Below are 25,566 nucleotides of genomic sequence, written 5' to 3'. Positions count from 1 at the left end.
GCCCGACGGGTGGTCAGGAGGCTCGGTGATGAACACACTCCGGCGAACGCGGGTCGCAACGCGGCTGGCGGTCGGATTTCTCATCGTCTCGCTGTGTGTGGTCGCCATCTGGGTGACCGCCATAACCTCGGCCCGCGGCACCCGCGCGACCGCCGAGGACCTCTCCGCTGCGCAGGCCCAGCTCGGCGCGGCCGAACAGCTGAAGTACCGGATCACCGACGTCTCCGGCTGGCAGGCCGGCTACGCCTTCGACATCGTCCGCGGCGCGCCCGACGCCGCCTCGGACACCGCCGAGACCCGGGCGGCGTTCCTGCAGGCGATGCGAGACCTCAGCGACGAGATCGACGCGATGGCGCGCCTGCCGCTGTCGGCGAGCCAGACGAACGCCGTGCAGGCGATCCGCGCCGCCTACACGCAGTACGTCGCGCTCGACGACCAGGTCATCGCCGCCTACCGGGCCGGCACGCCCGCACGGACCGCCGACGCGAACGACCTCGTCGTCGGCGAGACCCTCGAGGTCTACCAGACGATCGCCGACAACGTCGACTTCCTGCTGGCCTCCGCGAAGCAGGAGGCGGCCCGCGCGGAGCGTGCCGCCGTGTCGTCGGCGAGCACGACCATCCGCCTGGCGAGCCTCGTCGGCAGCGCGGCGCTCGTGCTGTCGATCGTGCTGGCGGTGGCGCTGTCGCTGTCGGTCATCCGGCCGCTGCGGGCCATCGGCGACCGGCTCGCGGACATCGCCGAGGGGGAGGGCGACCTGACCCGCCGGCTCGTGGTCAGCGGCAACGACGAGTTCACCGCCGTCAGCCGGGCGTTCAACACCTTCGTCGACAAGATCGCCACGACGGTACGGGCGATCAGCGGGTCGGCCACCACGGTCGCGACCGCCAGCGAGCGGCTGACCGAAACCTCGACCCGGATCATGGCGGGCGCGCAGCAGACGTCGGCACAGTCCGGCCTGATCGTGGCGTCCGCCGACGAGGTGTCCGACAACGTGCAGACCGTCGCGACCGGCGCGGAGCAGATGAGCGCCTCGATCCAGATGATCTCCGGCACCGCGGCCGAGGCGGCACAGGTCGGCGGGCAGACCACCGAGCTGACCCAGTCGGCGTTCGACATGATCGGCCGGCTCTCGGGGTCGAGCCGGCAGATCGGCGACGTGGTCAAGGTCATCACCGATATCGCGCAGCAGACGAACCTCCTCGCGCTCAACGCCACCATCGAGGCGGCCCGGGCCGGTGCGGCCGGCAAGGGCTTCGCGGTCGTCGCGAGCGAGGTCAAGGAGCTGGCTCAGGAGACCGCGCGGGCCACCGAGGACATCGCGGTGAAGGTACAGAGCATCCAGGCCGACACGGCGGCCGCCACCGACGCGATCAACCAGATCGTCGAGATCACCGGCCGGCTCGGCGACTACCAGAACACGATCGCGTCGGCCGTGCAGGAGCAGACCGCCACCACCGACGAGATGAGCCGCAACATCTCCCGGGCCGCCGCGGGCTCGGCCGACATCGCCAAGAACATCTCCAGCATCTCGGCCGCCGCCCAGATCACCACCGGCGGGGTGGAGGACACGCGGACCGCCGCGGAGGAGTTGTCCGCGATGAGCCGCGAACTGCGCGGCCTGGTCGGCCAGTTCAGGGTCTGAACCCGCGGGAAGCGGCCGGCAGCCCGGGAATCACGACCGGGCGGTCTGTGCCGTCGGCCGGCTCGGTGTGCTGACGAACCGCACGGCCAGGAAGCTGCCGCCGACGAGGCCACCAGCGGGCTGCCGGACGGGGTGCTGTTCGCGGCCGAAGCCGGCGGCTGGACCCAGGTCTGGGATCCTTCCATGACCTTCGCGCCGGCCTGCCGGCCTCCAGCGGCAGGGCTGTCGGTCGTGTTCTCCAGTGTCGCCAGCACCTACGCGTTCACGCTGTTCGAGGGCGGAGCCGAGACCCGGCAGTTCGTCTCCAGCGAGGGCGAGACCGTTGTCGACGAAGGGACACCGCTGCCCGTCGAGGCCGGGGTGGAGATACCCGAGTGGGGGCCGGACGAGGACTTCATCTGGGCGGTGATCGAGGCGGTGACCGGGCGCGGTTACGCCGCTGACCTGCGGTATCAGGTGTACCGCTCGCGGTGATCGGTGCCCGGCCGATACCGTGCCGGCGCTGATCATGCAGACGGCGATCCGACCGGTCCGCGGTAGTCCATGCGACAGGTCGTCGCCGCAACCGTCGGCGGCTGTCAGCCATCTACCCGGTGTCCGTAGTGATCACTGGTGGAGGTACGTGCATGGCAGAGCCGAGTTTCGGGGTGCTGGGACCCCTGGAGGTGACGCTCGGCGAGCGTCAGGTGGACCTCGGCGGCCTCCGGCCCCGGATGCTGCTCGCCATGCTGCTCAGCGCCGGTGGGCAGGAGGTGCCGTTCCACCGCATCGTGGAAGGGCTGTGGGGCGCCGAGCCGCCGGCGACCGCGCTCGGCACGGTGCACAGCCATCTGGCCCGGTTACGGCGGGCGCTGGAGCCGGACCGGCCGCCGCGCTCGCCGGCGCGGGTCCTGGTGCGGGTGGGAGCGGGATACGCGGTGCGGCCGGCGCCGGGCTGTTTCGACGCCGAGCGGTTCGCCGCCCTGGCGGCCGAGGGGCATGAGCTGGTCGGCCAGGGACGGCACGGGCCGGCGCGCGAGGCGCTGGACACCGCCCTGGCGCTGTGGCGGGGCAGCGCCTACGCCGACTTCCCGGACGCCCCGTTCGCGTTGCGGGCGGCGCGCCGGCTGGAGGAACAGCGGGTACAGGCCCGGATCGACCGGATGGCGGCCGAGGTGGGGCTGGGCCGGCACGAGGCGGCCGTCGTGGACCTGTCCGGCCTGGCGCGTGAGCATCCCGGCCGGGAGCGGGTCTGGCAGCTGCTGGCCGTCGCGCTGTTCCGGTCGGGCCGGCGGGTCGAGGCGCTGGACGTGCTGCGGGAGGCCCGGTCGACGCTGAGCGAGCGGTTCGGCATGGACCCCGGGCCGGCCCTGCAGGAGCTGGAGGCGGCGATGCTGCGCCAGGACGCGGTGCTGCTCGACCGGCTGGTGGTTGCTGCCGGGGCGGCCGAGCCCGCCCAGCCGGAGGAGAGCAAGGAGACCAGCGGGCCGACGGAGCCCGCCGGGCCGCCGCTGCCGGTTCCGGCGACGGAGCTGGTGGGCCGCGCGGCGGAGCTGGCGGCCGTCACCGACCTGCTGCGGGAGGCGCGGATCGTCACGGTGACCGGCCAGCCCGGGGTCGGCAAGAGCCGCCTGGTGCTGGAGTACGCCCACCGCCAAGCCGCGCTGACCGGTGTACCGCCGGTGTTGTGGCCGGCGGAGCCGGACCCCGCCACGCGGCTGGTCGTCGTCGACGGTGGCGGGCCGGCGACGGCAGCCGCGGTGCGACGGCTCACGGACGAGGACCCGCGGCTGCGGGTGCTCGCCGCCGGCCGGGAGCCGCTCGGGCTGCCCGGCGAGGTACTGCTGGAATTGGCGGCGCTGCCGCTGGACACGGCCGTGGACCTGTTCGTCGCGCGGGCCGTCGAGGCCGATCCGGGCCGCCGCGCCGACCGTGGCGGTGCGTGGCCGGACCCGGCTGAGCGCGAGCTGGTCGCCGCGGTGTGTGCCGCCGTCGGCTGCCTCCCGCGCGCCGTTGAGCAGGCCGCCACGCTGTCGCGGGCGCTGCCCCTGCCCGCCCTCGTGGTCCACCTGCGCGACGCCCCGGCGGTCCTGCTCGGCCCGGCCGTGGATCCGCTCGACGGGCCGCTCGCACCGGACGACGCGCTGCTGCTGGGCCGGCTCGCCGTCTTCGACGGCGGCTGGGACCTCGACGCGATGGCCGTGGTCGCTCCCGCCCCCGCCGGCCCGGCCCGGCTCGCCCGGCTGGTCGACCGCTCGCTGGTGGAGGTCGTGCGGGGCCGGCGGGGCGGGACCGCGCACCGGTTCCGCCTGGGCCGGCCGCTGCGGCAGTACGCCGCCGTCCTGATCGACGACGACGAGCGGATCCGCACCGTGCGCCGGCACCGGGACTGGCTGCGCCGCCTCGCCGTGGACGCCGCCGCCGGACTGCGTACCGACGCGGCCGAGAACTGGCTGCGCCGCCTGCACATGGAGCGCCGCAACGTCCGCGCCGCGCTGAACATGGCACTCGCCGACGGCGACGGCGCCGCGGCCGTCGACATCGCCGGCGGTGTCGCCTGGTACTGGTTCCATCACGGTGCGACGGCGGAGGGCACCGCCTGGCTGCGTGCGAGCCTCACGGCGGCGGGGCAGGACCGGTCGGCGGCCGGGTGCGCGGCGCGCGGCCGGGCGCGGGTGGGCCTGTCCGCGCTGCGCTCGATCGCCGGTGACGTGCCCGGCGCGGTCACGCAGGCACAGGCCGCGGTCGAGGAGGCGGAGCGCGCCGGCCACGACTACCTGCGGGCCGACGCCCTGTGCGGCCTGTCGTTCGTGGCCGCGGCGTCCGGTGACGCGGGGCTCGCCGGCAGCGCCGCGACGCGGTCGTTCGTGGCCGCGGAGGCGGGTGGCTGGCCGGACCTGCGCGCGCAGGCCGGCATGGTGGCGGGCCACGCGCGCTACCTCGCCGGTGACCTCGGGGGTGCGACCGAACTGCTGGCCGAGGCGCGGCGGGCGGCACGGGCGTGCGGGTACGGATGGGTCGTGACCGTCGCCGGCTGGCTCGGTGTCGAGGTGGCGCTGGACCGGGCCCGGCACGAGGAGGCCCGCCATGCCGCGCTGGCGCTCACCGACCGGCTGCGAAACGCCCCGGAGGTGAGCTCCTGGCTGGTCACCACGCTGTCGCTGGCGCGTGCGCTGACCCTCACCGGCGACGGCGAGTCGGGTGCGCTGCTCTGGGGCGCGGTCACCGGCATCGGCCGGCGGGTCGGCCTCGCGGCCCAGCACATCGGCCGGGCCAACGCGCACCGCAACCGGCACGGCGCGCCGGCGCAGCGGCACGCGGCCGCCTACGTGCGGGGGCTGGAGATGACCCGGACCGAGGCCGCCGCCCTCATCGCCACGCTGCGGGCGTGAACCGTGCCGTCCGATTGGTGACAGGGCAGCGCAATGGCGCCGCAATTGGGCCACAAGTGGCGCGGCCTTCAATGGCGGTGCCGGACCGCACGGCCCGGCACCGGCACCGACCGGCCGCCGGTAGATCGTCATGACCGTACAGATCCTCGTCTTCACCGTCGCCGAGGACGAGACGCCGAGCGGGTCGCGGTGTCGCTGCCCGATCCGGGGGTGGTCCCTCGAGGCCCGGGTCGGGATGACCGCCAGCGGCACCGGACGTGTCCGCCGATGGCCGCGCCTCGGCGACCGGACGTCGATCCGGACGGTCTGACGTGTGTGTGGCACCGGCGCCCGACCGCGCCGGTGCCACCGCACACCGTCGGCGGTCCGTGACGTCCTCGACGAGCTGCTCGCCGGGCCTCGGAGCGGTCCGGGCGCACGGACGATAGGGTGGGTCCGCAATCGGCGTCCCAAGATCGGATCACGTTCCATGCACCGTCTCGGCATCGTCTCCGGCACCGGCACCGCCCGGAAACGCACCGTTCCGGCGCTGCGGGAGTCGGACGTGTGCCGGGTGAGCGTGGTGCACGGCCGCAACGCCGGGGCCCTGCGGCAGCTCGCCGACGCCGACCCGGGCGTCGCGGTCACCACCGATCTCGCCGAGTTCGCCGCGCGCCGCGACGAATACGACGTCGTCTTCGTCGCGTCCCCGCCGTTCCTCCACCTCGAGCACGTCGAGTTCGCGCTCACCCTCGGCAAGCCGGTCATCTGCGAGAAGCCGCTCACCTCGGACCGGGCCGCACCGGCCCGCATCGGCGCGCTGGTCGAGGCGGCCGGTGTGCCGTTCGTCGTGGCCCACCAGCTGCGCCACCAGCCGGCGGTGGCCCAGTTGCGATCGCTGATCCAGGACGGGGAACTGGGCGCGGTCAGCACCGCGAGCCTGCAGTGGTCGTTCTGGATGAACCACGACGCACCCAGCGCGTCCTGGAAGCTCGACCCGGCCCTCGGCGGTCCCAACGCCCTGTTCGACGCGGGCGTCCACGCCGTGGACCTCGCCCTGCACCTGTTCGGCCGGCCCGAGGCGGTGCGCGCCCGGGGACACCACGCGCGCAGCACCCGCACGGCTGACACCGTCGTCGCGACGCTGGACTACCGGGCCTTCGCGGTCACGGTGACGGCCTCGCAGTCGGCCGGCCCGGCGCTCAACGACCTGCTCGTCACCTGCGAACACGGCGCGGTGCGCGCCCCCGGCCTGCTCGCCGAGCGCAGCCTGGACCACCTGGAGATCCTGACCGCGGACGGCAGCCGCCGCGTCGACCACGCCCCGGTCAACCTCTACCGGGCCGAGATCGAGGACTTCTGCCGGCACCTCGACGGCGCCGCTCACCCCGGCACCACGCTGCACGAGGCGATCCTGGCGACCGAGATCATGTTCGCCGCGCAGGACTCGATCGACGTGGGCGGCGCCCCGGTGCGGATCGGCCCGGCGGGCGAGTCCTGAGGCGAACTGCCCCTGATCCGACAGCTCCGGTACGTCGGTCGGTGCTTCACTGTCCGTAGCGCGGGGGCAGCCACCGGTCCAGAGTCCGGTCGCCTGCTGGGAGGCAGCAGCGATGTCACACAACGGTCTTCAGCGTTTCACCCTGCACAGCAACGACGAGCGGTTCGACGCGACCCTGGCGGCCGCCGACGAGCCCGTCACGGCCGAACCGGAGCAGCTGGATCCCGAGACAGCGGCCCGGCGCTACCTCAACCAGATGATCGCGAACCCGGCGGTGCCGGAGCTCACCGCGCCGGAACCGGCTGGCGGCGGCCCCGAGTTCCGCACCATCGGCACGGAGACGGTCCCGCTCACCGGCACGAAGATCGTCAAGTTCGCCCAGTACCACCACCACATCCCGGTCTACGGCTCGCTGGTCACCGTCGAACTCGACGGCGACAACTCGCTGCTGGCGATCAGCTCCGCCGTCGGTGAGCCCGCGGAGGTCGACCCGCTGGCGACCGTCTCGCCGGCCCAGGCCGCCGCGGTCATCCGCGAGGACGCCGGCGACACCGGACAGGGCGAACCGCCACGGCTCTACTACTACTTCGACACCTGGGGCGAGCCGGACCGCTGGCGGCTAGTCTACATCGCCAAGAACGTCCTGCGCGAGGGCGGCGGCGAGTCCCACGGCACGCACCTGGCCGTGCCGGAACTGGTGGACTACGTCGTCGATGCGCATACCGGCACCGTGGTGGCGCGGTTGCCCCGCACCCAGTCGGTCACCTGGAGCCCGGGGGAGGGGACCGCCGCCGACGGGCTGGGCCTGCGGCGCCAGTTCCGGCTGGAGCGCGACGGCGGCGGCAACCTGCGACTGCTCGACTCGCTGCGCAACGTGCGCACCCACGACTTCAAGTTCCAGGACGCCCGGTTCATGGGCGCCCTCCTGCCGGGCGACTTCGTGGGCAACCCGCCGGAACCGTGGGACGGCGCCGCCATCAGTGCCCACGCCAACGCCGTCGAGGTCGCCGACTTCCTGCTCAACGTCCTGCAGCGCAACGGTCTGGACAACATGGGCGGGCCGTTCGTCTCCAGCGTCAACTGCACGTATCAGCGGGTCGACCCGGCCGGCCGGGAGTGGAGGAACGCGGCCTGGATCGGCACCCAGATGATCTACGGGCAGCGCCTGGTCGACGGCGCGCTGCGCTCCTACGCGATCGCCCGGGACGTGGTCGCACACGAGATCATGCACGGGCTGACCGACGCGACGGCGCGGCTGGAGTACGTGCGGGAGTCGGGCGCGCTCAACGAGTCGTACTCCGACATCTTCGGCATCATCATCTCCAACGTCGCCACGCCGGACGTGGACGGCTGGAACTGGGAGATGGGCGAGGACCTGTCCCTGACCGGCGTGCCGATCCGGGACCTGAGCGACCCCACCAGGTTCGGCCAGCCCGCGCACCTGGACGACTTCCGCCGGTTGGACCGGGGCGAGGTGCCGGGCCGCCGCAACGACTGGGGCTGGGTGCACGTCAACAGCGGCATCCACAACAAGGCCGCGCACAACCTGCTGACGGCGAAGGACGGGGACGGCGTGCCGGTGTTCACGCCGAACGAGGTGGCCGCGCTGTTCTATCTCGCGCTCAGCCAGTACCTGTCGCGCACCTCCGGTTTCGGCGACAGCCGCCGGGGCGTGGAACTCGCCGCCCGGACCCTGTTCCGGTCGGCCGAGCAGGCGGTCCAGGACGCGAAGCTGGCCGCGCTCGGCGGGGCCTTCGACGCCGTCGGTATTGCGGCACAGCCATGACCACCTCGGTCGGCTACGTCCACGGTGCGGCTGCCCGCGCCGGCGCCGCTGCTGCACCAGCGTGCCGCGGTGCCCTGATCCGGCCGTCACCGTGGTCTGTTCAGGCCGGCGTCGGAACGAGGGTGGGACCCCACTGTTCCGAGCCGAACACCTCGTAGCGGATCCGCTCGTCGGGGATGCCGCGGCGGTGCAGGCCGGCCCGGACCGTTCGCATGAACGGGATCGGCCCGCAGAGGTAGACCTCCGCGCCGGGGCGCAGCGGGATGGCGTCCACGTCGACCAGGCCGGTGAACGTGCCCGGGGTGGGCTGCTCGTACCAGACGAGGTGGTCGAACGAGCGCAGCCGTGCGCCGTTGGCGTGGACGTCGGCGCGCAGCGGGTGCCGGTCGACGCTGCGGTCGGCGTGCACGGCGGTGATGTGCCGGGCCGGCTGGGTGCGGGCGACGTGGTCGAGGATGGCGGCCATCGGGGTGATGCCGACCCCGGCGCTGACGAGCAGCAGTGGTGTGTTCCCGGAGCGCAGGGTCAGGTCGCCGTAGGGCTGGCTCAGCCGCAGGCGGTCGCCGACGTCCGTGTGGTCGTGCAGGAAGCCGGAGACGACGCCGTCCGGTGCGCCGCCGGTTCCGCGCACACGGCGCACAGTGATCCGCAGGGTCTCCCCGGCGGCGGACTGCGACAGCGAGTACTGGCGGAGCTGGCGGGTGCCGTCGGGCAGGTCGGCGGCCACGGTGACGTACTGTCCGGGCAGGAACCGCGGAGCGGGACGGCCGTCGGCCGGCGTGAGGATGAACGACACCGTGTCGTGTGCCTCGGCGACCTTGGTGGCCACGACGTATTCGCGCCACGGGTCCGCACTGTCCGCTCCGGACTCGGCGTAGAGGCGCGCCTCGCGGCCGATCAGCCGGGTGGCGAACAGCCAGTAGACCTCGTCCCAGGCGGCGGCGATCTGCGGGGTGACCGCGTCGCCGAGGACCGTGCCGACCGCTCCGAGCAGGTAGCGGCCGACCATGGTGTACTGCTCGGGCCGGATGCCCAGGGCGCAGTGCCGGTGCGCGATCCGGTCCACCAGGTGCTCGAACATCGTGGCGTCCGGTCCCGTGCCGACCAGGTGCGCGGCGAAGGCCGCGACCGCGCCGGCCAGCGCCTGCCGCTGTTCGCCGGTGGCCTGCGCGCTGCGGCTGAACAGGTTGAGCAGGTCGGGCTGTTCGCCCAGCATCGTGTCGTAGAACACGCCCGAGATGGTGTCGAGGTGGTCGGCGACGATCGGGAGGGTCGCCTCCACGATCGGGACGTTGGCGGCAGACAGCATGGTCACTCCAGACGAGGGGACGAGGGGACGAGGGACCGCGGGTTCAGGCGCGGCCCAGGCTCAGCAGCACCTGCCGCACCGGTGGCGCGGTGAGGTCGCTGATCGTGATCGGGTCGAGGGTGGCGTAGAAGGCTTCCTGCGCGCGCCGCAGCGCCCCGCGCAGCCGGCAGCCCTGGTTCAGCGGGCAGGCCGGGTCGCCGGTGCAGTCGACGACCTCCGTCTCGCCTTCGAGCTCACGCACCAGCCCGCCGACGGATGTCGTGTGGGCCGTGGGCGCGAGGCGCACCCCGCCGCTGCGTCCGCGCACGGTCTCCAGCAGCCCCATGTGCTGCAGCCGCTGCACCACCTTGGCCAGGTGGTGCCGTGGCACCTCGACGGCGTCGGCCAGCTCGTCGATGGTGAGCAGACCGTCGCGGGTGGCACCCAGCATGAGGATGCGCAGACCGATGTCGGTGGAGCGGTTGAGGCGCACGACTCGACCGTACTCCAAAGAGGAGTCTTAGAGTCTTCTTTATGGCCGGGGTCACGCTCGTGCACCTTTCGCCGAGATGTGACAATTCGCGGTGCTCTTTCGCTTCTTGAGTGGGACTGCACCGTCAGGTGACGTCGATCCGTACTTGTCCAGAGAAGGGACGACGAATGTTTGCACCAGCAGTCGGCCGGGGTGACCGGCCCGCCTCGGCACGCGGAACCCGGTAGGCCGCCGGCATGCGTCACATCGCAACCCTGATCGCCGCGCTCGTCGTCGCTCCGCTCGCCTGGGTCCTGCTGGCCCTCGGGCAGGGGCACTCCGCCACGGTGTTCGCCGACGCCGGCAACGGCACGCTGCGACCCGACGACTTCGTCCGCCCGCTGCTGTTCCTGGCCGCGGCCGGGCTGCTGCTCGGCATGCTCGGCTCGCTGCACTTCTCGCCGCTGGGCGCGCTGGTGATGGGCGCGGCGTACACGTTGAGCAACACCCTGTTGCTGGTCTCACCGTCTTGGGTGCTCGACCTGTTCGCCGACGACGCGTCGCTGGCCGGCCGGCACGTCGACCTGGCCGCGCCGATCCGGACCGGCACCGCGATGGTGCTGGGGGTGCTGCTGCTGGTCGGGGCGCTCAGCATGCGCCGCTGGCGCCGGCCGGCACGGGCCGGTGACCCGGTGTCCGAGCCGGTGGCGGAGCGCGATCGTCCGGTGGGAATCGACGGGCTCGGCCTGACCCCGCCATACCAGGACGCCGAGGCGGTACCGGTCAGGTATGCGGTGGACCCCGACGCGCCCGTGCGCCCGACCGCCCCGGCCGGTAGCTCCAACTACGGCTGGTAGCCGCCCGACCGCACGGCCGCCGCAGCGGGTCAGGCGTTCCTGACCACTGCGGCGTCGTGCAGGTCAAGGATGTCGACGGCCATCTCGCGCATCTCCACCTTGCGCACCTTGCCGGTGACGGTCATCGGGAAGCCGTCCACGATGTGCACGTACCGCGGGATCTTGTAGTGCGTCAGCCGGCCCGCGCAGAACTGCCGCACCGCCTCGGCGGTGAGCGGCTGCGTACCCGGCCGCATCACGATCCAGGCCATGAGCTCCTCGCCGTACCTGGCGTCCGGCACCCCGATGACCTGGACGTCGGCGATGTCCGGGTGGGTGTGGAGGAACTCCTCGACCTCGCGCGGATACACGTTCTCGCCGCCGCGGATGACCAGGTCCTTGATCCGGCCGACGATGTTGACGTACCCGTCGGCGTCCATCGTCGCCAGGTCGCCGGTGTGCATCCAGCGGGCCGCGTCGATCGCCTCGGCGGTGGCCTCCGGCTGGCCCCAGTAGCCGAGCATCACCGAGTAGCCGCGCGTGCACAGCTCGCCCGGTTCGCCGCGCGGGACGGCCAGCCCGGTCTCCGGGTCCACCACCTTCGACTCCAGGTGCGGCAGCACCCGGCCGACGGTCCCGGTCCGCCGGTCGAGGCTGTCGTCGGGCCGGGTCATCGTGGAGACCGGTGACGTCTCGGTCATGCCGTAGCAGATCGCGACCTCGGTCATGTGCATCTCGGCGACGACCCGCTTCATCACCTCGACCGGACAGGGGGAGCCGGCCATGATCCCGGTGCGCAGGCCGGTCAGGTCGTAGCCGGCGAAGTCCGGCAGGCCCAGTTCGGCGATGAACATGGTCGGCACCCCGTACAGCGAGGTGCACCGCTCGTCGGCGACGGCGCGCAGGGCCGCCGCCGGGTCGAACCCAGGGCCGGGCAGCACCATGCACGCGCCGTGGGAGGTGGCGGCGAGGTTGCCCATCACCATCCCGAAGCAGTGGTAGAGGGGCACCGGGATGCAGATGCGGTCCTGTTCGGTGTAGCTGACGAGTTCCCCGACGAAGTACCCGTTGTTGAGGATGTTGTGGTGCGACAGCGTCGCGCCCTTCGGGAACCCGGTCGTGCCGGAGGTGTACTGGATGTTGATCGGGTCGTCGAACGTGAGTTCCCGGGCGCGCGCCTCGAGGTCGGCCGCGCCGGCCTGCTCCGCCAACAGTTCGTCCCACCCGGGCTCGCCGATGAGGACCGTGCGGTCGAAGCCGATCTCGGCGATCATCGCCCGGTAGTCGGAGGTCTTGAAGGACACCGCGCTGATCAGCAGCGACATGCCCGATTGGCGGACCACGTAGGCGAGCTCGTGGGTGCGGTACGCCGGGTTGACGTTGACCAGGACGGCCCCGATCTTCGCGGTCGCGTACTGCACCAGCACCCACTCGGCGCAGTTCGGCGCCCAGATGCCCACCCGGTCGCCCTTCGCCACGCCGCGGGCCAGCAGGCCGAGCGCCACCCGGTTCACCGCCGCGTCGAACTCGCGATAGGTGTACCGCTTGCCCGCCGCAACGTCGACCAGAGCCTCGCGGTCGCCGAAGCGGGCGACCGTGCGTTCCAGGTTCGCGCCGATGGTCTCGCCGATCAGCGGCACGTCGGAGGTCCCGGAGGCATACGACAACATGCCTGGCAGGATGGCCGGGCCGCCCGCTGCGCGCTACCCCCGTCCGGGTGTGACATGAGATGGTGGTCACATGGCGGCGACATCCGATCCGGAGTTGGCCGCCGTGATGCGCAAGCTGGGCACCCACAGCCGCCCGCCGCCTGGGTCACCTCCCGTAGCCGCCACGTTTCGTCGACGCATTCCCCGCGGGCGGCGTGGCCTCGTCCGTGCGACACGATCGGCGGTGTCGACCAGGGGTTGCCCGGTCCGGGTAGCCTGCGCGGTGCAGCGAGCCGGGCCGGGAGCCCGGTCCGACCGACGGCGGTGTGGCGGATGGTTGAGGGTCCGGGGCGGGCGGGCGTTCCACGCTGGCCTCAGGCCGGCCTGCTCGGCGAGTTGCGCGACGACGACCGGGCGGCCTTCCTCGCGCTGGGCACGGTGCGCCGGCACGTCCGCGGCACCACCCTCATCCACGAAGGCGCCGGGGGCACCGACGTGCATCTGCTCCTCAAGGGATGCGTCAAGGTGCTCGGCGACACGAGCACCGGTCACACCACCCTCCTGGCGGTCCGGGTGCCCGGAGACGTCGTCGGTGAGCTCGCCGCCCTCGACGGCCGGCCGCGCTCGGCCACGGTGGTCGCGGCGGTCGACACGGTCACCCGTGTCATCGACGCGGGCACGCTGACCGCGTTCATCACCGCGCGGCCGAGCGTGAACGCGGTGCTGCAACGGAGCATCACGACCAAGCTGCGGCAGGCGACCCGGTTCCGTGTCGATCTGGGCGGCGCCCCGGTGCTCATCCGGCTCGCGCGGGTGCTCTACCAGCTCAGCCTCGGCTACGGCCGGGCACACCCCGACGGGCTGCTCGTCGACGTGCCCCTCAGCCAGCCGGAGATCGCGGCCCTCGCCGGGGCCTCCGAGCCGAGCGTGCAGCGGGCCCTGGCCGAGTTGCGCCGGACGGCGGTCGTCCGGACAGGGTACCGCCGGATCGTCGTCCGCGACCTGGACCGGCTCAAGGTCCTGGCGGTCGACCAGCCGCCGGACCACTGAGCGTCGGCCGTGCCGCAGCCGTCCAGGTGGATGCTCGGCGGCGGCTTTTGCGGTCCCTGTGACGGGGTAGCGCACGCTGTGTGAACGGCGTCGGCTTCCTCCTGGTCGTGATCGGCGCGGTGGCGGTGACGGCCGCCGCTCATCGTCGGGGATGGCCGGCCGCTCTGGTGGTCGTCGTGGTCGCCTCGGTGGTGTCGTTCGTGCCCGGGATGCCCAGGCTGGAACTGCCCGCAGAACTGATCCTGGCGGTCGTCCTGCCGCCGTTGCTGTATTCGGCCGCGCTGGAGACGTCGTTCGTGAGCTTCCGGCGTGACCTCTGGCCGATCCTTTCCCTGGGCGTCGGCCTGGTGCTGTTCTCGGCCGTCGCCGTCGGGTTGTACGCGTTCTGGCTCATCCCGGCGCTGATGCTCGGCAGTGCCTTCATCCTCGGCGCCGTGCTGGCCCCGTCGGACGCCGTGGCCGCGGTGGCGCTCGGCCGGAAGCTCAAGCTGCCGAGCCGTCTCATGACGGTCCTGACGGGTGAGAGTCTGGTCAACGACGCCGTCGCGCTGGTCACCTTCCAGGTGGCCGTCGCGGCGGTTGTCGGCACGCGGCCGGTCATCGGCCAGCCGGTGCTGCTGGCGCTGTACGCGACCACCGTCGGCGTCCTCGTCGGCCTCGCCGCCGGGCTGGTCGTCCACCACCTGCGTCCACGGCTGCGCGACGCGGCCCTGGAAACCGTGCTCGGCGCCCTCGTGCCGTTCGTCGCCTACCTCGCCGCGGAACAACTACAGGCCTCCGGTGTGCTGGCCGTCGTCACCGCGGGCTTCTGGGTCGGTCACCACAGCGTCGGCGCGGCCTTCGCCACCCGGCTGCAGAGCCGGCAGGTGTGGCGCACCGCGGACCTCGTCCTCGAGGCGTTCGTCTTCGCGTACATGGGCCTGCAGGTCCGCTTCATCCTGCGCGACGCCACGCAGGAGGCGGCGCCGGTCCTGCTGATGGCCAGCGTCGGACTGGTCCTGCTCGCCGTGATCCTGATACGCCCCCTGTGGATCTTCAGCGCGCTGGCGCTCGCGGGCAGGCGGAGCCTGTGGAAGTACGGCGTGGTGCTGTCCTGGACCGGCATGCGCGGCGTCGTGACGCTCGCCGCCGCGGCCGGTATCCCGGCCATGACCGCCGCCGGTCAACCGACCCCGAACCGGAACCTGATCCAGGCCTTGGCCCTGTCGGTCGCGGTCCTCACCATCCTGCTGCAGGGCGCCACCCTGCAGCCCCTGGTCCGTTCGCTGCACATCGAGAACGCCGCCGAACGCCGCATGGCCGACGCCGCCCTGAACCGGGCGCTGCAGGTCGCGCGCCGGGCCGCGCGCCAGGTCACCGAGCGCGCCGCCGCGTCGAAGGACGGGGCCGAGGCCGCCGCCGTCGAACTCGTCGAGCGGCGCGTCGAACACATGCTCACGGCCGGCCCGAAGCGGATGGACGAGAACGAGGACATGCGCGGGGTGTTGCACCAGCCGACGCACGAGCTGGTCCAGCAGATCCTCGCCCAGCAGCGCAAGGCTCTGATCCGGGAACGGGACCTGGGCCACCTCGACGACGAGGTCCTCCGCGCCGTGCTGCAGCAGCTCGACTACGAGGAGGTCGCCGCCTGCACGGACCTCCAGACACGACTGTGATCAACGCGTGGCCCCCGATAGAGTCGCGATCATGCCGGCCACCATGGCCGCCGCCCGGCTCGTCCGCCGGGCGGCGCCGACCGTCGCCGCGCACCTGCCGGGCCTCGGCCCGTTCGCCGCCCGCGACTACGGCGCGCTCGGCGGCGTGCGGCACCCCTGGTGGGTCACGGCCGGCTCGGCGCTGCTCGGCGCCGCCAGCCACGTCGCCTGGGACCACGTCACGCACGCCGCCGTGCCCGGCACCCGGGTCGGCCTGCCCGGCCTGGGGCGTGAGGCGCTGCCCGGCGTGCCGTTGTGGATGCCGCTGCACCTGGCGTCCAGCGCCGCGGGCGCGGCCGGCTGGCTGGCGCTGTCCGCCCGCCTCGGTCGCCGGCGGCGCATCGCGGCCTGGCACGGCCCGGCGCCGGCGGTCCCGCGCCGGGCCGCACTGTTCTGGGGCACGGCCGCGGCGGCTGGTGCCGCGGGAACGGCAGCCGCCGTGCTCGCCCCGGCCACGCGCGAGCGGGTTGTACCGTTCCTGCCGCCGGTGCCCCGCCCGCCGGTGCTGTCCGCCCGGATGCTCGGTGTCGCCGCGGTATCTCTCCTTGTAGCGGCGGCCGCACACGGTGTGTCATCGCGGTCTCGCCACCGTGGCCGACGACCAATCGGCATTTAGCGTTGGTTTCCGGGCCAGGTGCGCCTATGGTTGGGCGATGCCGTTGGCCATGCAGCTGATCCACGCCGGCGTCGCGGGTGCGACACCGGTGTCGGCCGTGCTGTGTGCGGACGGGGCAGGCCACACGGCGTTTCCGGTGGCGTTCATCCACGGGTTGCCTAACCCGTTGCCCGCTGGTCGAGGCCCGCCGGGACATCCGTTCACCACCACGACGGCCACCAGGGCGAAGCTTCCGGCTTCGGCCCTTTTTCTTTTTCCGGGAAGGGATCCGGCATGAGTACCGATATCCGTGCCACCAACGACCTGCAATGGCTCGCCGAGTTGCGCACCACGCTGACCGACGAGCTCGAGGTGCAGAAGACCAGGCTCACCGAACTCACCGACGACACCGGCGACCCGGCCGAGGACCACACCCGGACGGCGCTGCTCGCCGCCACCCGGCAGAGCGTGGAGCAGGTCAGCGGCGCGCTGCAGCGCCTCGCCGACGGCACCTACGGCGCCTGCGAGCAGTGCGGCGCGTCCATCCCGCGGGAGCGGTTGGAGATTCTGCCGCACGCCCGCTTCTGCATGCCCTGCCAGCGCCGGCGCAACGGCTGACGGGCCTGGCTGCGGAGCTGCCGTGCCGGACTCCCGGCACGGCAGCCCCCGCTCCCGGCGCGGTCAGGGTGTCGGCACCGGCGCTTCCGGTGCGACCTCGGGGGGAGCGTCGCCGCTGGGAGTGCCGTGGCGGCGCTTGCGCCACCGGGTGAGCGGTTCCAGCGAGCGGGCCAGGATCGGGCCGGTGACGGCGAGGACGAGCACGTATGCGGCGGCGAGCGGGCCGATCTGATTGTTGAGCCCGGCGGTGACGGCGAGCCCGGCGATGACGATGTTGAACTCACCGCGAGGGACGAGGGAGATGCCGGCCCGGGCCCGGCCGAGCGCCCCGACACCGGCCCGGCGGGCGGCCCACCAGCCGGTTGCGGTCTTCGTCAGCACGCCGGCGACAGCGAGCAGGACCGCGATGCCGAGCATCGGCGGGAGCGCCGCCGGGTCGGTGTGCAGGCCGAAGAAGACGAAGAACACCGCGGCGAACAGGTCCCGCAGCGGGGTGAGCAGCTGCCGTGCGGTGTGGGCGAGCGGCCCGGACAGCGCGATGCCGACCAGGAAGGCGCCGACGGCGGCGGAGACCTGCAGCAGTTGGGCGACACCGGCGACGAGCACGGTGAGGCCCAGGGCCTTCAGCAGCAGGACCTCTTCGTTGGGCGAGGCGACGAACTTCTCGACGTAGCGGCCGTAGCGCAGCGCGACGATCAGGATCACCGTGATCGTCGCGGCGGCGATGGCCAGGGTGGTGAGCCCGGCGACCAGGCCGACCCCGGCCAGCAACGCGGTCAGGATGGGCAGGTACATGGCCATCGTGAGGTCTTCGAAGACCAGCAGCGACAGTACGACCGGAACCTCACGGTTACCGAGCCACTGCAGGTCGGCGAGGACCTTCGCGGTGATGCCGGACGACGTAACGTAGGTCACACCGCCGAGGGCGACGGCGGCGACCGGTCCCCAGCCCAGCAGGAGTGCTGTGGCGACGCCGGGGGCGGAGTTGAGCACCAGGTCGACGAGGCCGGCGACCCAGTTGTGCCGCAGGGTACCGACCAGTTCCGGGGCGGTGTACTCCAGGCCCAGCGTGAACAGCAGCAGGATGACGCCGATCTCGGCGCCGGTGGCGGTGAACTCCTCGCTGGTGGCCAGGGGGAGGATGCCGCCGTGGCCGAACGCCAGGCCGGCCAGCAGATACAGCGGGATCGGGGAGAAGGCGAACCTGGCGGAGACCGCGCCGAGCAGGCCGAGCCCCAGGATCACCGCGCCGATCTCGATCAACGCGAAGGCACTATGCATACGCGGTCTCAGCCTCGGGCGAGGATGTCGGACACGCCGGCGGTGCCGTCGGCGGTACCGACCACGACCACGAGGTCACCGGGTTGGAAGACGAAGTCCGGTCGCGGGCTGGCGAGAATCTCGCCGGCGCGGATGACGGCCACGATGGACGCGCCCGTGCGGGTCCGGGCCTGCGTGTCGCCGAGCCTCCGCCCGTCGTACGGCGACCCGGCGATGATCGGGGCCTGAACGGTCTTCAGGCCCGTCACCTGCCGCTGGAGGTCGGCGAGGCGCTCGACGATGCGGGCCGTGCCGAGCAGTTCGGCGACGCCGTTGGCCTCGTCGGTGTTCAGCGACAGGGTGGCGATGACGGTGTCGGGGTCCTCGGCGCTGTAAATCACCAGGTCTCGGCGGCCGGACACATGCGACACGACGGCCGCCTGTTGTCCTTTCTCCGTGCGGAACTCATGCCGCAGACCAATGCCAGGAAGCGCTGTGCGTTCCGCATCCACCAGCCGATAACCCCTTCATCTGCACGACCGCAGGTTACCTTGACGGCTGATTATGGCCGAACTACCACGAGATCATGACGGTTGTGTGACAGTCGCCTCGGGTTCGTCGGCGCGGTGGCAGTCACCGGCGAGCCGTTCGGCCAGGATGGCGACGACCGCGCGTTCGCCGACGGCGATGACGGCGTCGGCGGCCCGCAGGACAAAGCCGGGCCCGGGCGCGACGGCGACGTTGCGCTGGCGGACGACCGCGACGACCGGGGCGTCCGTGCGGACGTCGCGCAACGGCCGGCCCGCGTAGGGGGACCCGGCCGGGATCCGGATGTATGCGGCGGAGACCCCGTCGCGTGACGGTTCCGGGGCGCCGATATGGTCGATCATGACTGTGGCCGCCAGCAGCTCGGCGAGCTGGCGGGCCTCGTGCGGATCGAGCACCACGGTGTGGTCGACGCGCTGCGGGTCGTCGGGGTGGTAGAGCACGACGTCGCGCCGGCCGGTGTTGTGGCAGACGACCCCGAGCTGCTGCTGCGTGGCGGTCACGGCCGTGTGGTGGATCCCGATGCCGGGCAGCGGAGTGCGTTCGAGTCGCATGCCGTTCTCCGTTCGGTACGTTCGTGTCATGTGCGCCGCGCACATCCCACTGTCACCGCAGATGCGCAGATCGGCATCGGTGTCGACACCCAAACTCGCCCTGCCGGGGCGACGCGGAATGGGTGTCGGCACCGATGGACAGCGGCGAGCGGCCGAGAGAGGCTGGCAGGGGTGCGCAGATGTTGAGGAGGGTCGCACTGGGTGTCGTTGTTCTGGCGGATCTTCCTACTCAACGCGGCTGTGCTCGTCGTGGCGATGGTCGTGCTCATACTCACGCCGCTCACGGTCTCCGCCCCGGTGCTGCTGCCCGAGGTGCTGATCCTGACCGGGGGACTGGTGGCGATGCTGGTGGCCAACGCCGTGCTGCTGCGCGTCGGCCTGCGGCCGCTGGACCGGCTCACCCGTGCCATGACCACGATCGACCTGCTCCGGCCCGGCCGCCGGCTCACCGTCACCGGTGAGGCCGGGATCGCCGACCTCATCCGCACCTTCAACACCATGCTCGACCGGCTGGAGGCCGAACGGGCCGCCAGCACCGGGCGCGCCCTGTCCGCGCAGGAGGCGGAGCGGCAGCGCATCGCGCGGGAGCTGCACGACGAGATCGGTCAGACGCTCACCGCCGTGCTGCTCGAGCTCAAGAGCGTCGCGGACCATGCGCCGCCGCCCGTGAGTGAGCGGCTGCACCAGGTACAGGAAACCACCCGCAACGGCCTGGACGAGATCCGGCGCATCGCCCGGCGGCTGCGTCCGGGTGTCCTCGAGGAACTCGGCCTGACAAGTGCCCTGAAGGCACTCGCGGCCGAGTTCTCCACCGGTGGGCTCACCGTGCAGCACAGCATCCAGCGCCACGCCGACCTCGGCCGGGACGTCGAGCTCGTGCTGTACCGGGTCGCGCAGGAGTGCCTGACCAACACGGCCCGCCACGCCGGGGCGCGGCACGTCGACCTCAGGCTGACCGGCTGGGGTACGGGGGTGGAGCTGTGCATCCGCGACGACGGCCGCGGGCCGGGCGACGCCCCCGAGGGGGCGGGCATCCGCGGGATGCGGGAACGCGCCCTGCTCATCGGTGCCGACCTCGCGCTGGGGCCGGCGGTCGGCGGTGGTACCGAAGTCCGGCTGCGGGTGCCCGCTCCCGCGGAGAGTGAGTGACATGCCCGAACCCACCCGGATCCTGCTCGCCGACGACCACGCGCTGGTGCGTCGCGGGGTGCGGCTGATCCTCGACAGCGAGCCGGACCTGAAGGTCGTCGCCGAGGCCGCCGACGGCGCCGAGGCCATCGAGAAGGCCCGCGCCGAGCGGCCGGACCTGGCCATCCTGGATATCGCCATGCAGCGGCTGACCGGCCTGCAGGCGGCCCGTGAGCTGTCGCGGGTGCTGCCGGACCTGCGGATCCTCATTCTGACGATGTACGACAACGAGCAGTACTTCTTCGCCGCGCTCAAGGCCGGCGCGTCCGGGTACGTGCTGAAGTCCGTCGCCGACCGCGACCTGGTGGAGGCGTGCCGGGCCGCGGTGCGCGGCGAGCCGTTCCTGTACCCGGGCGCGGCGAACGCCCTCATCCGCAACTACCTCGAGCGGGCCGCCTCCGGTGACCTCGGCAGCGGCCGGGTCATCACCGACCGCGAGGAGGAGGTGCTCAAGCTGGTCGCCGAGGGGCACTCGTCCAAGGAGATCGCCGACATCCTGTTCATCAGCGCCAAGACGGTTGAGCGTCACCGCGCCAACCTGCTGCAGAAGCTGGGTCTGCGCGACCGGCTCGAACTCACCCGGTATGCGATCCGCGCCGGGCTCATCGAGCCTTGACCGACACCGCCCGGCGCGACACGGCGGCGCCGGTGTCGACCGCGGCACCGGCGCGGTCGCGGGATCGGTACATCGACGCATGGCGGGCCGCCGCGGTGGCCCGGGTCGTCGTGTACCACGCCACAGGCCTGGCCTGGATGACCGTGGTGTTCCCGGCGATGGGGCTGATGTTCGCGCTCGCCGCGTCGCTGACCGCCCGGTCGCTGGACCGCTCGCCGACGAAGGTCATCCGGGGACGGTTCCGCCGGCTGCTGCCGCCGCTGTGGGCGTTCGGCGCGATCATGCTGCCGCTGACGCTGTACGACGGGTGGGGCCCGTTCCTCGACCAGCCGCGCGAGCGCGTCGACCTGCTGTGGTGGATCGTGCCGTTGAAGTGGCCGGCGCCCGGTGGCGCGGCATGGGGCTGGATGAGCACCGCGGTGCTGTGGTACCTCGTCGCCTATCTCTGGTTCGTCGTGCTCGCGCCGCTGACGTTGCGGGTCTTCCGCGCCTGGCCGATCCCGACGCTGCTCGTGGCGCTCGCCCTGCCCCTCGTCCTGCATCTGCAGCTGATCACCGTCGGCGGCTCGTTCGAGTCGCTGGTCCGCGACATGTCCATCTACGGCGCCTGCTGGCTGATCGGGTACGCCCACCACGACCGGCTGCTGCGCCGCATCCCGGGCCCCGTCTACGCCGCCGGGGTCCTCGTCGCCGCGGCGGCCGGGGCGGCGTGGATGGTGCGGCACGGCGCCGCGAACGCCGACTTCGACTTCAACCATCACCCGGTCGGCAACGCCCTGTGGTCCGCGGCGTTCGTCGCCGCCGTCCTGCGCGTGGACCAGCCGCTGCACTGGCTGAAGCCGGACGGTTGGCTCGGCCGGACGATCGGCGCGATCAACGCCAGGGCCGTCACCATCTATCTGTGGCACTTCCCGATGCTGGGACTGGCGTGGTACATCCTCGGTGACGTCGACCTGGCCAGCTGGTCGGGGCGCCTGCTGACCGGGGTCATCGTGGTGGCCGCCACCTGCGTGCCGACCCTGGCGCTCGGCTGGGTCGAGGACCTCGCCGCCCGGCGCCGGCCGGAGCTGCTGCCCCAGCTCATCAGGAGCCGGGCGTGACTGATCCCTGGGGCCGCCGCACACTCGCCGGCTTCGGCGTCGCCGCCGTCGTCTTCGCCGCGATCACCGGCGTGTGGACCGGCAACCACCACGAAGAGGGCTCCAGCCGGCAACCGGTCCGCGAACAGGAGAACTTCGTCAGCGACCTGCCGTACACCGCGCTGCGCAACGGGTCCGGACCCGTCGAACGGAACCGCACCAACGGCAGCGAGAAGCCCGACGACGGGGTGCCCATCATCCTGGCCGGTGTCGCCCATGAACGCGGACTCGGCGTCCACACGCCCAGCGCGGTACGACTCTATCCACGGCCGGGATGCCTGCGCTTCACGGCGGTCGTCGGCGTCGACCCGGTCCACGACACCGGCAGCGCGGAGTTCCGCGTCGAGGCCAACGACAAGACCGTCTTCACGACCGGCCCGATCCCCGCCGGTGAAGCGCGCGAGATCAGCGTCGAGATCGTCGGCATGGAACGGCTCGACCTCGTCGTCGAGGACCACGCCGGCCCGGTGGCGGCGGTGTGGGCCGACGCGAAGCTGGTCTGCTCGCAGTGAAGGGGTATCCCGTCCGCAGGCCCGGACCGCGCGAACCGGGCGGTGGAGCGGGGTCCTCAACGACGGGCGGATCGGATGCTACGGCCCGATACCCGTATGCGCCGGATCCTTGAGCGCCTCGTTGATGTCGGCCGTCGTCCTGGTCAGGATCGCCTGCACCGCGTCGCGGGACAGCGCGCCCGGTGCGTGCCACAGCTCGGTGAAGTTCTTGGCGATGATGGTCTCCACGGTGATCCAGGCCGGCACCGAGGGGTACATCCGGCCGTAGCCGATCATCTCGCGGAACGCGCCGTACGCCGGTTCCGTCGCGAGCTTGGTGCCGGCCACCGCCTCGGTGCGCGAGGGCCACAGGCCGGAGTTCACGCCGTACCGCTGCTGGCTCTGTTTGCCGGTGAGGAACCGCACCCACTCGAACGCCGCGTCGGGGTGCCTGGCGCCCTTGAGGATGGCCAGGTTCGAACCGCCCAGGAAGCCGAAACGACCGGCCTTCCCGGCGGGCATCGGGGCCGTCGCCCAGCCCGCCTTCAGGCCCGCCCGCGTCGGGTCGGCCAGGAAGTCGGCCACGGACTGGGAGTTGTCCATGGCGACCGCGCCGATGCCGTCGGCGAACGCGGCCGGCACGTCGCTGGAGGTCAGCCGCATGGCCTTCGGGTCGTCGTAGAGCGCGATGAGCCGCTGGTAGTAGCTCACCGCCTCGACGGCGGCCGGCTCGGCGAGCCGCGACCGGGTGCCGTCGGCGTCGAGCAGGTCGCCACCGGCGCCCCAGATGAACGGCGCCATGTTGTGGATGATGCCGAAGGTGTTCTGATTGCCGATCGCCAGCGGCGCGACCGGGCTGCCCGAGTCCTTGATCTTCTTCAGGGTCGCCTCGAACGACTCCCAGGTGTCGAACGCGGTCTCCGGGTCGATGCCGGCCTTGGCCAGGACATCGGTGCGGTAGAACAGCGCCCGGATGTCGATCAGCCACGGCATCGCGGTGATCTCCGACGAGCCGACCCGGTGACTGGAGCTCCAGCTGGCGGCCGCGAACGCGTCCTGCCCGCCGACCGCGGCGATCTCCGCGTCGGTGTACGGCCGTAGCGCGCCGAACGAACTGAACCCGCCGACCCAGGTGGTGCCGAGTTGCGTGACGTCGGGCCCCTCACCGCTGGTCGACGCGGTGCTCAGCCGGGTGAGCGCGTCCTCCCAGGCGATCCGCACCGGACGGACGGTGATGTTGGGGTGCAGGGCGTGGAACTCCTCCGTCTCGGTGCGGACGGCCTGGTCCTGGATCGGCCCACCGGCCGGCATGTACCAGAAGTCGATCGTGACCGGCGGTCGGTCGGCGGCGTAGCCCACCGTCTCCGGCGCCGTGCCGTCCTTGGCGGCGCAGCCGGTCAAACTGAGCGCGGCGACGGCCGCGACTGCCAAGAGCCTGTACACGCCCATGTCATCGGTCCCGCCCACGGTGAAATGAGCGCAAAAAGTCCGAAGATTCGCCGCGCCGTGCCGATAGCGAGGCCATGGGAACCGGACGGGCGCGCAGGACACCGTGGCGGTGGCCGCGGGTACTGGCGCTCGCCGTGCTCCTGCTCGGCGGCGTCACCTTCGCCAACATCCGCCTGCACGGCGAGAGCCGTGGGCATGAGGTCACGCGCTCCCAGCTCAGCGAGCTCAACATGCTGCTGCACGAGGAGAGCTCGCTGCAGTGGAAGACGCTGGCCGACCGCAACTCGCCGGTCCGGGTAGGCCGCGAACTGGGCACGATCCGGGCCCGGGAACGCGCGATCCTGGACACGCTGACCGGCGTCGCGGACCTGCGGCGCCAGATCGCCGAGTACCACGACGTGCTGGACCAGGAACTGGGACTGCTCGGCGTCGGCAAGACCGCCGAGGCGCTGGCCCTCGAGCGGCGCGAGACCGACCCCCGGTTCGCCCGCCTCAACATCGCGCTGCAGCGGCTGGAGGACGAGGCGGTCGCCGCCGCCGACCAGGCCAACGACATCGCCGATCTCGCGCTGATGGTCGCCATGGCCGCCGCGGTCACCGCGATCGGGTTCCTGCTGTTCCGCTTCGAGCGCGAGCACCGTGCCACCCAGCGGGCCAACGAGGAACTGCTCCTGCAGCAGCAGCTCGCCCTGGACACGCTGGCCGAGAACGAGGCCCTGGTCCGCCACCAGGCATCGCACGATCCGCTGACCGGCCTGCCCAACCGCCGCGCGCTCACCGAACTGCTGGAGGCCGAGGACGGCCACCGGGCGCTGCTGCTCGTCGACCTCGACGACTTCAAGCCGGTCAACGACCGGCTCGGCCACGCGGCCGGGGACGAGCTGCTCATCGGGGTGGCCGGTCGGCTGGTGGCAGCGGCCGGGGCCGAGGACACCGTGGTACGGCTCGGCGGCGACGAGTTCGCCGTGGTCGTCGCCGGCGGGGACGCCGAGGTCGCGACGCACGTCGCGGAGCGGATCGTGGCGGCGGTCGGCACGCCGTTCGACATCGCCGGCGCCGAGGTGTGCGTCGGCGCGAGTGTCGGTGTAGCCGTCGGCGACGGCACGGCCGACGGTGCGCAGCTGCTGCGCGAGGCGGACCGGGCGATGTACCACGTCAAGCAGTCCGGCAAGGGCGGCTACGAGGTCCACTGCGGGCAGCGGCTCGCCGCGGCGTGACGGCGCGGCGGGTGACCACCGTCAGTCCACGTCGGACTCATCCCAGAACGGCGGGACGGATGTCCCCTTGCGGCGCACCACGACCTTCCCCTCCTGAATCCCGAGCGGCTCCGGCTCGTCGTCCTCGTACCAGCGCTGGTAGCCGAAGAACGACCGGCTGTCGCGGAGCCGTGCGGCCAGCCACCCGAGCAGCTCGGCCACCGCGGCATGCCCGTCAGGGTGGACCTCCCACCGGCAGGTCAGGGCCCAGCGCCCGCCGCGACGGTCGTCCACGTGCACGAGGGTCGAGAGGCCGACGCCGGGCATCTTCGCGGCCGCGTACGGCGAACCGTCGTGCCACGCCGGCTCCGGGAACTCCTTGATCACCCAGTTGCCGCTCTCGTCCCGCACCGGCGCCTGCTCGTCGGTGAGCAGGTCGAGGACGTCGTTGACGACGATCGTCGCTGCTGTGACGTGCTCCGGTCGCGGGCCGAGGCCCAGGTGCCAGCGCAGCTCGGCGAGGTCCGGTTCCGCCAGGTCGCCGCGCAGGTCGACGGCGACCATGAGTTCGTGAACGTCAGCCACGGCGGCACTCTATCGAGCGGGCGGCCCAAGGCGCCCGGCGGCGGCGCCCGGATGGCGG

Annotated in this window: 24 protein-coding genes; 16 read left to right on the top strand and 8 right to left on the bottom strand. The window is 72.5% G+C overall.

The window, feature by feature from the left end:
- Positions 1 to 28 precede the first annotated feature (28 nt).
- The 6 genes from Dfulv_RS28050 (at position 29) to Dfulv_RS28025 (ending at position 8,282) form a co-directional block, all read left to right on the top strand.
- A complete protein-coding gene (locus Dfulv_RS28050) occupies positions 29 to 1,645 on the top strand; it encodes a methyl-accepting chemotaxis protein (RefSeq protein ID WP_259856500.1) in 1,617 nt (538 codons plus the stop codon).
- A 183-nt stretch (positions 1,646 to 1,828) separates the two neighbouring features.
- Positions 1,829 to 2,119: a hypothetical protein gene (locus Dfulv_RS28045; protein WP_259856499.1), complete on the top strand. Its 291-nt coding sequence runs from the start codon at positions 1,829 to 1,831 to the stop codon at positions 2,117 to 2,119.
- A gap of 152 nt (positions 2,120 to 2,271) precedes the next feature.
- Positions 2,272 to 5,016 (top strand): AfsR/SARP family transcriptional regulator, encoded by a 2,745-nt coding sequence (locus Dfulv_RS28040; protein ID WP_259856498.1) that lies wholly within the window; start codon positions 2,272 to 2,274, stop codon positions 5,014 to 5,016.
- A gap of 130 nt (positions 5,017 to 5,146) precedes the next feature.
- Positions 5,147 to 5,326: a hypothetical protein gene (locus Dfulv_RS28035; RefSeq protein ID WP_259856496.1), complete on the top strand. Its 180-nt coding sequence runs from the start codon at positions 5,147 to 5,149 to the stop codon at positions 5,324 to 5,326.
- 159 nt (positions 5,327 to 5,485) lie between these two features.
- Entirely contained in the window at positions 5,486 to 6,496 is a 1,011-nt protein-coding gene (locus tag Dfulv_RS28030) for a Gfo/Idh/MocA family protein (RefSeq protein ID WP_259856494.1), read from the top strand.
- A gap of 112 nt (positions 6,497 to 6,608) precedes the next feature.
- A complete protein-coding gene (locus Dfulv_RS28025) occupies positions 6,609 to 8,282 on the top strand; it encodes a M4 family metallopeptidase (RefSeq protein WP_259856493.1) in 1,674 nt (557 codons plus the stop codon).
- A 100-nt stretch (positions 8,283 to 8,382) separates the two neighbouring features.
- On the opposite strand, the gene Dfulv_RS28020 is transcribed toward Dfulv_RS28025, so the two are convergent.
- Together Dfulv_RS28020 and Dfulv_RS28015 are read right to left on the bottom strand one after the other, a co-directional pair.
- Complete coding sequence (locus Dfulv_RS28020; RefSeq protein WP_259856491.1) at positions 8,383 to 9,597, bottom strand: globin domain-containing protein; 1,215 nt, start codon at positions 9,595 to 9,597, stop codon at positions 8,383 to 8,385.
- A gap of 37 nt (positions 9,598 to 9,634) precedes the next feature.
- On the bottom strand, positions 9,635 to 10,063 hold the full coding sequence (locus tag Dfulv_RS28015; RefSeq protein ID WP_259856489.1) for an RrF2 family transcriptional regulator: 429 nt from the start codon (positions 10,061 to 10,063) through the stop codon (positions 9,635 to 9,637).
- A 236-nt stretch (positions 10,064 to 10,299) separates the two neighbouring features.
- On the opposite strand from Dfulv_RS28015, the gene Dfulv_RS28010 reads away from it, so the two are divergent.
- Entirely contained in the window at positions 10,300 to 10,899 is a 600-nt protein-coding gene (locus Dfulv_RS28010) for a hypothetical protein (protein WP_259856487.1), read from the top strand.
- A gap of 29 nt (positions 10,900 to 10,928) precedes the next feature.
- Here Dfulv_RS28010 and Dfulv_RS28005 read toward each other — a convergent pair whose 3' ends face one another.
- A complete protein-coding gene (locus tag Dfulv_RS28005) occupies positions 10,929 to 12,548 on the bottom strand; it encodes an AMP-binding protein (protein ID WP_259856485.1) in 1,620 nt (539 codons plus the stop codon).
- A gap of 312 nt (positions 12,549 to 12,860) precedes the next feature.
- Here Dfulv_RS28005 and Dfulv_RS28000 point away from each other — a divergent pair, with 312 nt between their 5' ends.
- The 4 genes from Dfulv_RS28000 (at position 12,861) to Dfulv_RS27985 (ending at position 16,484) form a co-directional block, all read left to right on the top strand.
- Entirely contained in the window at positions 12,861 to 13,577 is a 717-nt protein-coding gene (locus tag Dfulv_RS28000; RefSeq protein ID WP_259856484.1) for a Crp/Fnr family transcriptional regulator, read from the top strand.
- An 80-nt stretch (positions 13,578 to 13,657) separates the two neighbouring features.
- Positions 13,658 to 15,232, top strand: coding sequence for a cation:proton antiporter (locus Dfulv_RS27995; protein ID WP_259856483.1), 1,575 nt, complete (start codon positions 13,658 to 13,660; stop codon positions 15,230 to 15,232).
- A 31-nt stretch (positions 15,233 to 15,263) separates the two neighbouring features.
- The gene (locus Dfulv_RS27990; protein WP_259856482.1) at positions 15,264 to 15,887 is read left to right on the top strand and encodes a DUF4184 family protein; all 624 of its coding nucleotides are present in this window, start codon (positions 15,264 to 15,266) and stop codon (positions 15,885 to 15,887) included.
- Positions 15,888 to 16,160: 273 nt separating this feature from the next.
- Complete coding sequence (locus tag Dfulv_RS27985; RefSeq protein WP_259856481.1) at positions 16,161 to 16,484, top strand: TraR/DksA family transcriptional regulator; 324 nt, start codon at positions 16,161 to 16,163, stop codon at positions 16,482 to 16,484.
- Positions 16,485 to 16,547: 63 nt separating this feature from the next.
- Here the strand turns inward: Dfulv_RS27985 and Dfulv_RS27980 are convergent, their stop codons facing one another.
- The 3 genes from Dfulv_RS27980 to Dfulv_RS27970 all read right to left on the bottom strand — a co-directional run bounded on the left by Dfulv_RS27980 (position 16,548) and on the right by Dfulv_RS27970 (position 18,844).
- Positions 16,548 to 17,765, bottom strand: a complete 1,218-nt coding sequence (locus Dfulv_RS27980; RefSeq protein WP_259856480.1) for a cation:proton antiporter — start codon at positions 17,763 to 17,765, stop codon at positions 16,548 to 16,550.
- Between the two features lie 8 nt (positions 17,766 to 17,773).
- On the bottom strand, positions 17,774 to 18,256 hold the full coding sequence (locus Dfulv_RS27975; protein WP_259856479.1) for a cation:proton antiporter regulatory subunit: 483 nt from the start codon (positions 18,254 to 18,256) through the stop codon (positions 17,774 to 17,776).
- Positions 18,257 to 18,328: 72 nt separating this feature from the next.
- Complete coding sequence (locus tag Dfulv_RS27970) at positions 18,329 to 18,844, bottom strand: cation:proton antiporter regulatory subunit (protein WP_259856478.1); 516 nt, start codon at positions 18,842 to 18,844, stop codon at positions 18,329 to 18,331.
- Positions 18,845 to 19,045: 201 nt separating this feature from the next.
- On the opposite strand from Dfulv_RS27970, the gene Dfulv_RS27965 reads away from it, so the two are divergent.
- From Dfulv_RS27965 to Dfulv_RS27950, 4 genes are read left to right on the top strand one after another with little or no spacing between them, the layout of a single operon-like run.
- Positions 19,046 to 19,993 carry a sensor histidine kinase gene (locus Dfulv_RS27965; RefSeq protein WP_259856477.1) on the top strand — a complete coding sequence of 316 codons (948 nt, stop codon included), beginning with the start codon at positions 19,046 to 19,048 and terminating at the stop codon, positions 19,991 to 19,993.
- A gap of 1 nt (position 19,994) precedes the next feature.
- Complete coding sequence (locus Dfulv_RS27960; RefSeq protein ID WP_259856475.1) at positions 19,995 to 20,648, top strand: response regulator; 654 nt, start codon at positions 19,995 to 19,997, stop codon at positions 20,646 to 20,648.
- Positions 20,645 to 21,748, top strand: coding sequence for an acyltransferase family protein (locus tag Dfulv_RS27955; protein WP_259856473.1), 1,104 nt, complete (start codon positions 20,645 to 20,647; stop codon positions 21,746 to 21,748). The genes Dfulv_RS27960 and Dfulv_RS27955 overlap by 4 nt, the downstream gene beginning before the upstream one ends.
- Positions 21,745 to 22,299 (top strand): NPCBM/NEW2 domain-containing protein, encoded by a 555-nt coding sequence (locus Dfulv_RS27950; protein ID WP_259856471.1) that lies wholly within the window; start codon positions 21,745 to 21,747, stop codon positions 22,297 to 22,299. The genes Dfulv_RS27955 and Dfulv_RS27950 overlap by 4 nt, the downstream gene beginning before the upstream one ends.
- A gap of 78 nt (positions 22,300 to 22,377) precedes the next feature.
- Here Dfulv_RS27950 and Dfulv_RS27945 read toward each other — a convergent pair whose 3' ends face one another.
- The gene (locus tag Dfulv_RS27945; RefSeq protein ID WP_259856469.1) at positions 22,378 to 23,721 is read right to left on the bottom strand and encodes an extracellular solute-binding protein; all 1,344 of its coding nucleotides are present in this window, start codon (positions 23,719 to 23,721) and stop codon (positions 22,378 to 22,380) included.
- 80 nt (positions 23,722 to 23,801) lie between these two features.
- Between Dfulv_RS27945 and Dfulv_RS27940 the strand changes: the two genes are divergently transcribed.
- On the top strand, positions 23,802 to 24,944 hold the full coding sequence (locus Dfulv_RS27940) for a GGDEF domain-containing protein (RefSeq protein WP_259856468.1): 1,143 nt from the start codon (positions 23,802 to 23,804) through the stop codon (positions 24,942 to 24,944).
- Positions 24,945 to 24,965: 21 nt separating this feature from the next.
- Here the strand turns inward: Dfulv_RS27940 and Dfulv_RS27935 are convergent, their stop codons facing one another.
- Entirely contained in the window at positions 24,966 to 25,508 is a 543-nt protein-coding gene (locus Dfulv_RS27935) for a hypothetical protein (RefSeq protein ID WP_259856467.1), read from the bottom strand.
- Between the last annotated feature and the right edge of the window lie 58 nt (positions 25,509 to 25,566).

The sequence above is a fragment of the Dactylosporangium fulvum genome, from assembly GCF_025137375.1.
GTDB classification, from domain to species: Bacteria; Actinomycetota; Actinomycetes; order Mycobacteriales; family Micromonosporaceae; genus Dactylosporangium; species Dactylosporangium fulvum.
This window is presented reverse-complemented; position numbering and strand designations above follow the sequence as displayed.

Excerpts from the sequence above, each read along its gene's own strand:
- Dfulv_RS28030 (WP_259856494.1), top strand. The coding sequence starts at position 5,486 with ATGCACCGTCTCGGCATCGTCTCCGGCACCGGCACCGCCCGGAAACGC.
- Dfulv_RS28005 (WP_259856485.1), bottom strand. The coding sequence starts at position 12,548 with ATGTTGTCGTATGCCTCCGGGACCTCCGACGTGCCGCTGATCGGCGAG.
- Dfulv_RS28050 (WP_259856500.1), top strand. The coding sequence starts at position 29 with ATGAACACACTCCGGCGAACGCGGGTCGCAACGCGGCTGGCGGTCGGA.
- Dfulv_RS27990 (WP_259856482.1), top strand. The coding sequence starts at position 15,264 with ATGCCGGCCACCATGGCCGCCGCCCGGCTCGTCCGCCGGGCGGCGCCG.
- Dfulv_RS28045 (WP_259856499.1), top strand. The coding sequence starts at position 1,829 with ATGACCTTCGCGCCGGCCTGCCGGCCTCCAGCGGCAGGGCTGTCGGTC.
- Dfulv_RS27960 (WP_259856475.1), top strand. The coding sequence starts at position 19,995 with ATGCCCGAACCCACCCGGATCCTGCTCGCCGACGACCACGCGCTGGTG.
- Dfulv_RS28010 (WP_259856487.1), top strand. The coding sequence starts at position 10,300 with ATGCGTCACATCGCAACCCTGATCGCCGCGCTCGTCGTCGCTCCGCTC.
- Dfulv_RS27985 (WP_259856481.1), top strand. The coding sequence starts at position 16,161 with ATGAGTACCGATATCCGTGCCACCAACGACCTGCAATGGCTCGCCGAG.
- Dfulv_RS28040 (WP_259856498.1), top strand. The coding sequence starts at position 2,272 with ATGGCAGAGCCGAGTTTCGGGGTGCTGGGACCCCTGGAGGTGACGCTC.
- Dfulv_RS28000 (WP_259856484.1), top strand. The coding sequence starts at position 12,861 with ATGGTTGAGGGTCCGGGGCGGGCGGGCGTTCCACGCTGGCCTCAGGCC.
- Dfulv_RS28025 (WP_259856493.1), top strand. The coding sequence starts at position 6,609 with ATGTCACACAACGGTCTTCAGCGTTTCACCCTGCACAGCAACGACGAG.
- Dfulv_RS27980 (WP_259856480.1), bottom strand. The coding sequence starts at position 17,765 with ATGCATAGTGCCTTCGCGTTGATCGAGATCGGCGCGGTGATCCTGGGG.
- Dfulv_RS28035 (WP_259856496.1), top strand. The coding sequence starts at position 5,147 with ATGACCGTACAGATCCTCGTCTTCACCGTCGCCGAGGACGAGACGCCG.
- Dfulv_RS27970 (WP_259856478.1), bottom strand. The coding sequence starts at position 18,844 with ATGCGACTCGAACGCACTCCGCTGCCCGGCATCGGGATCCACCACACG.
- Dfulv_RS27940 (WP_259856468.1), top strand. The coding sequence starts at position 23,802 with ATGGGAACCGGACGGGCGCGCAGGACACCGTGGCGGTGGCCGCGGGTA.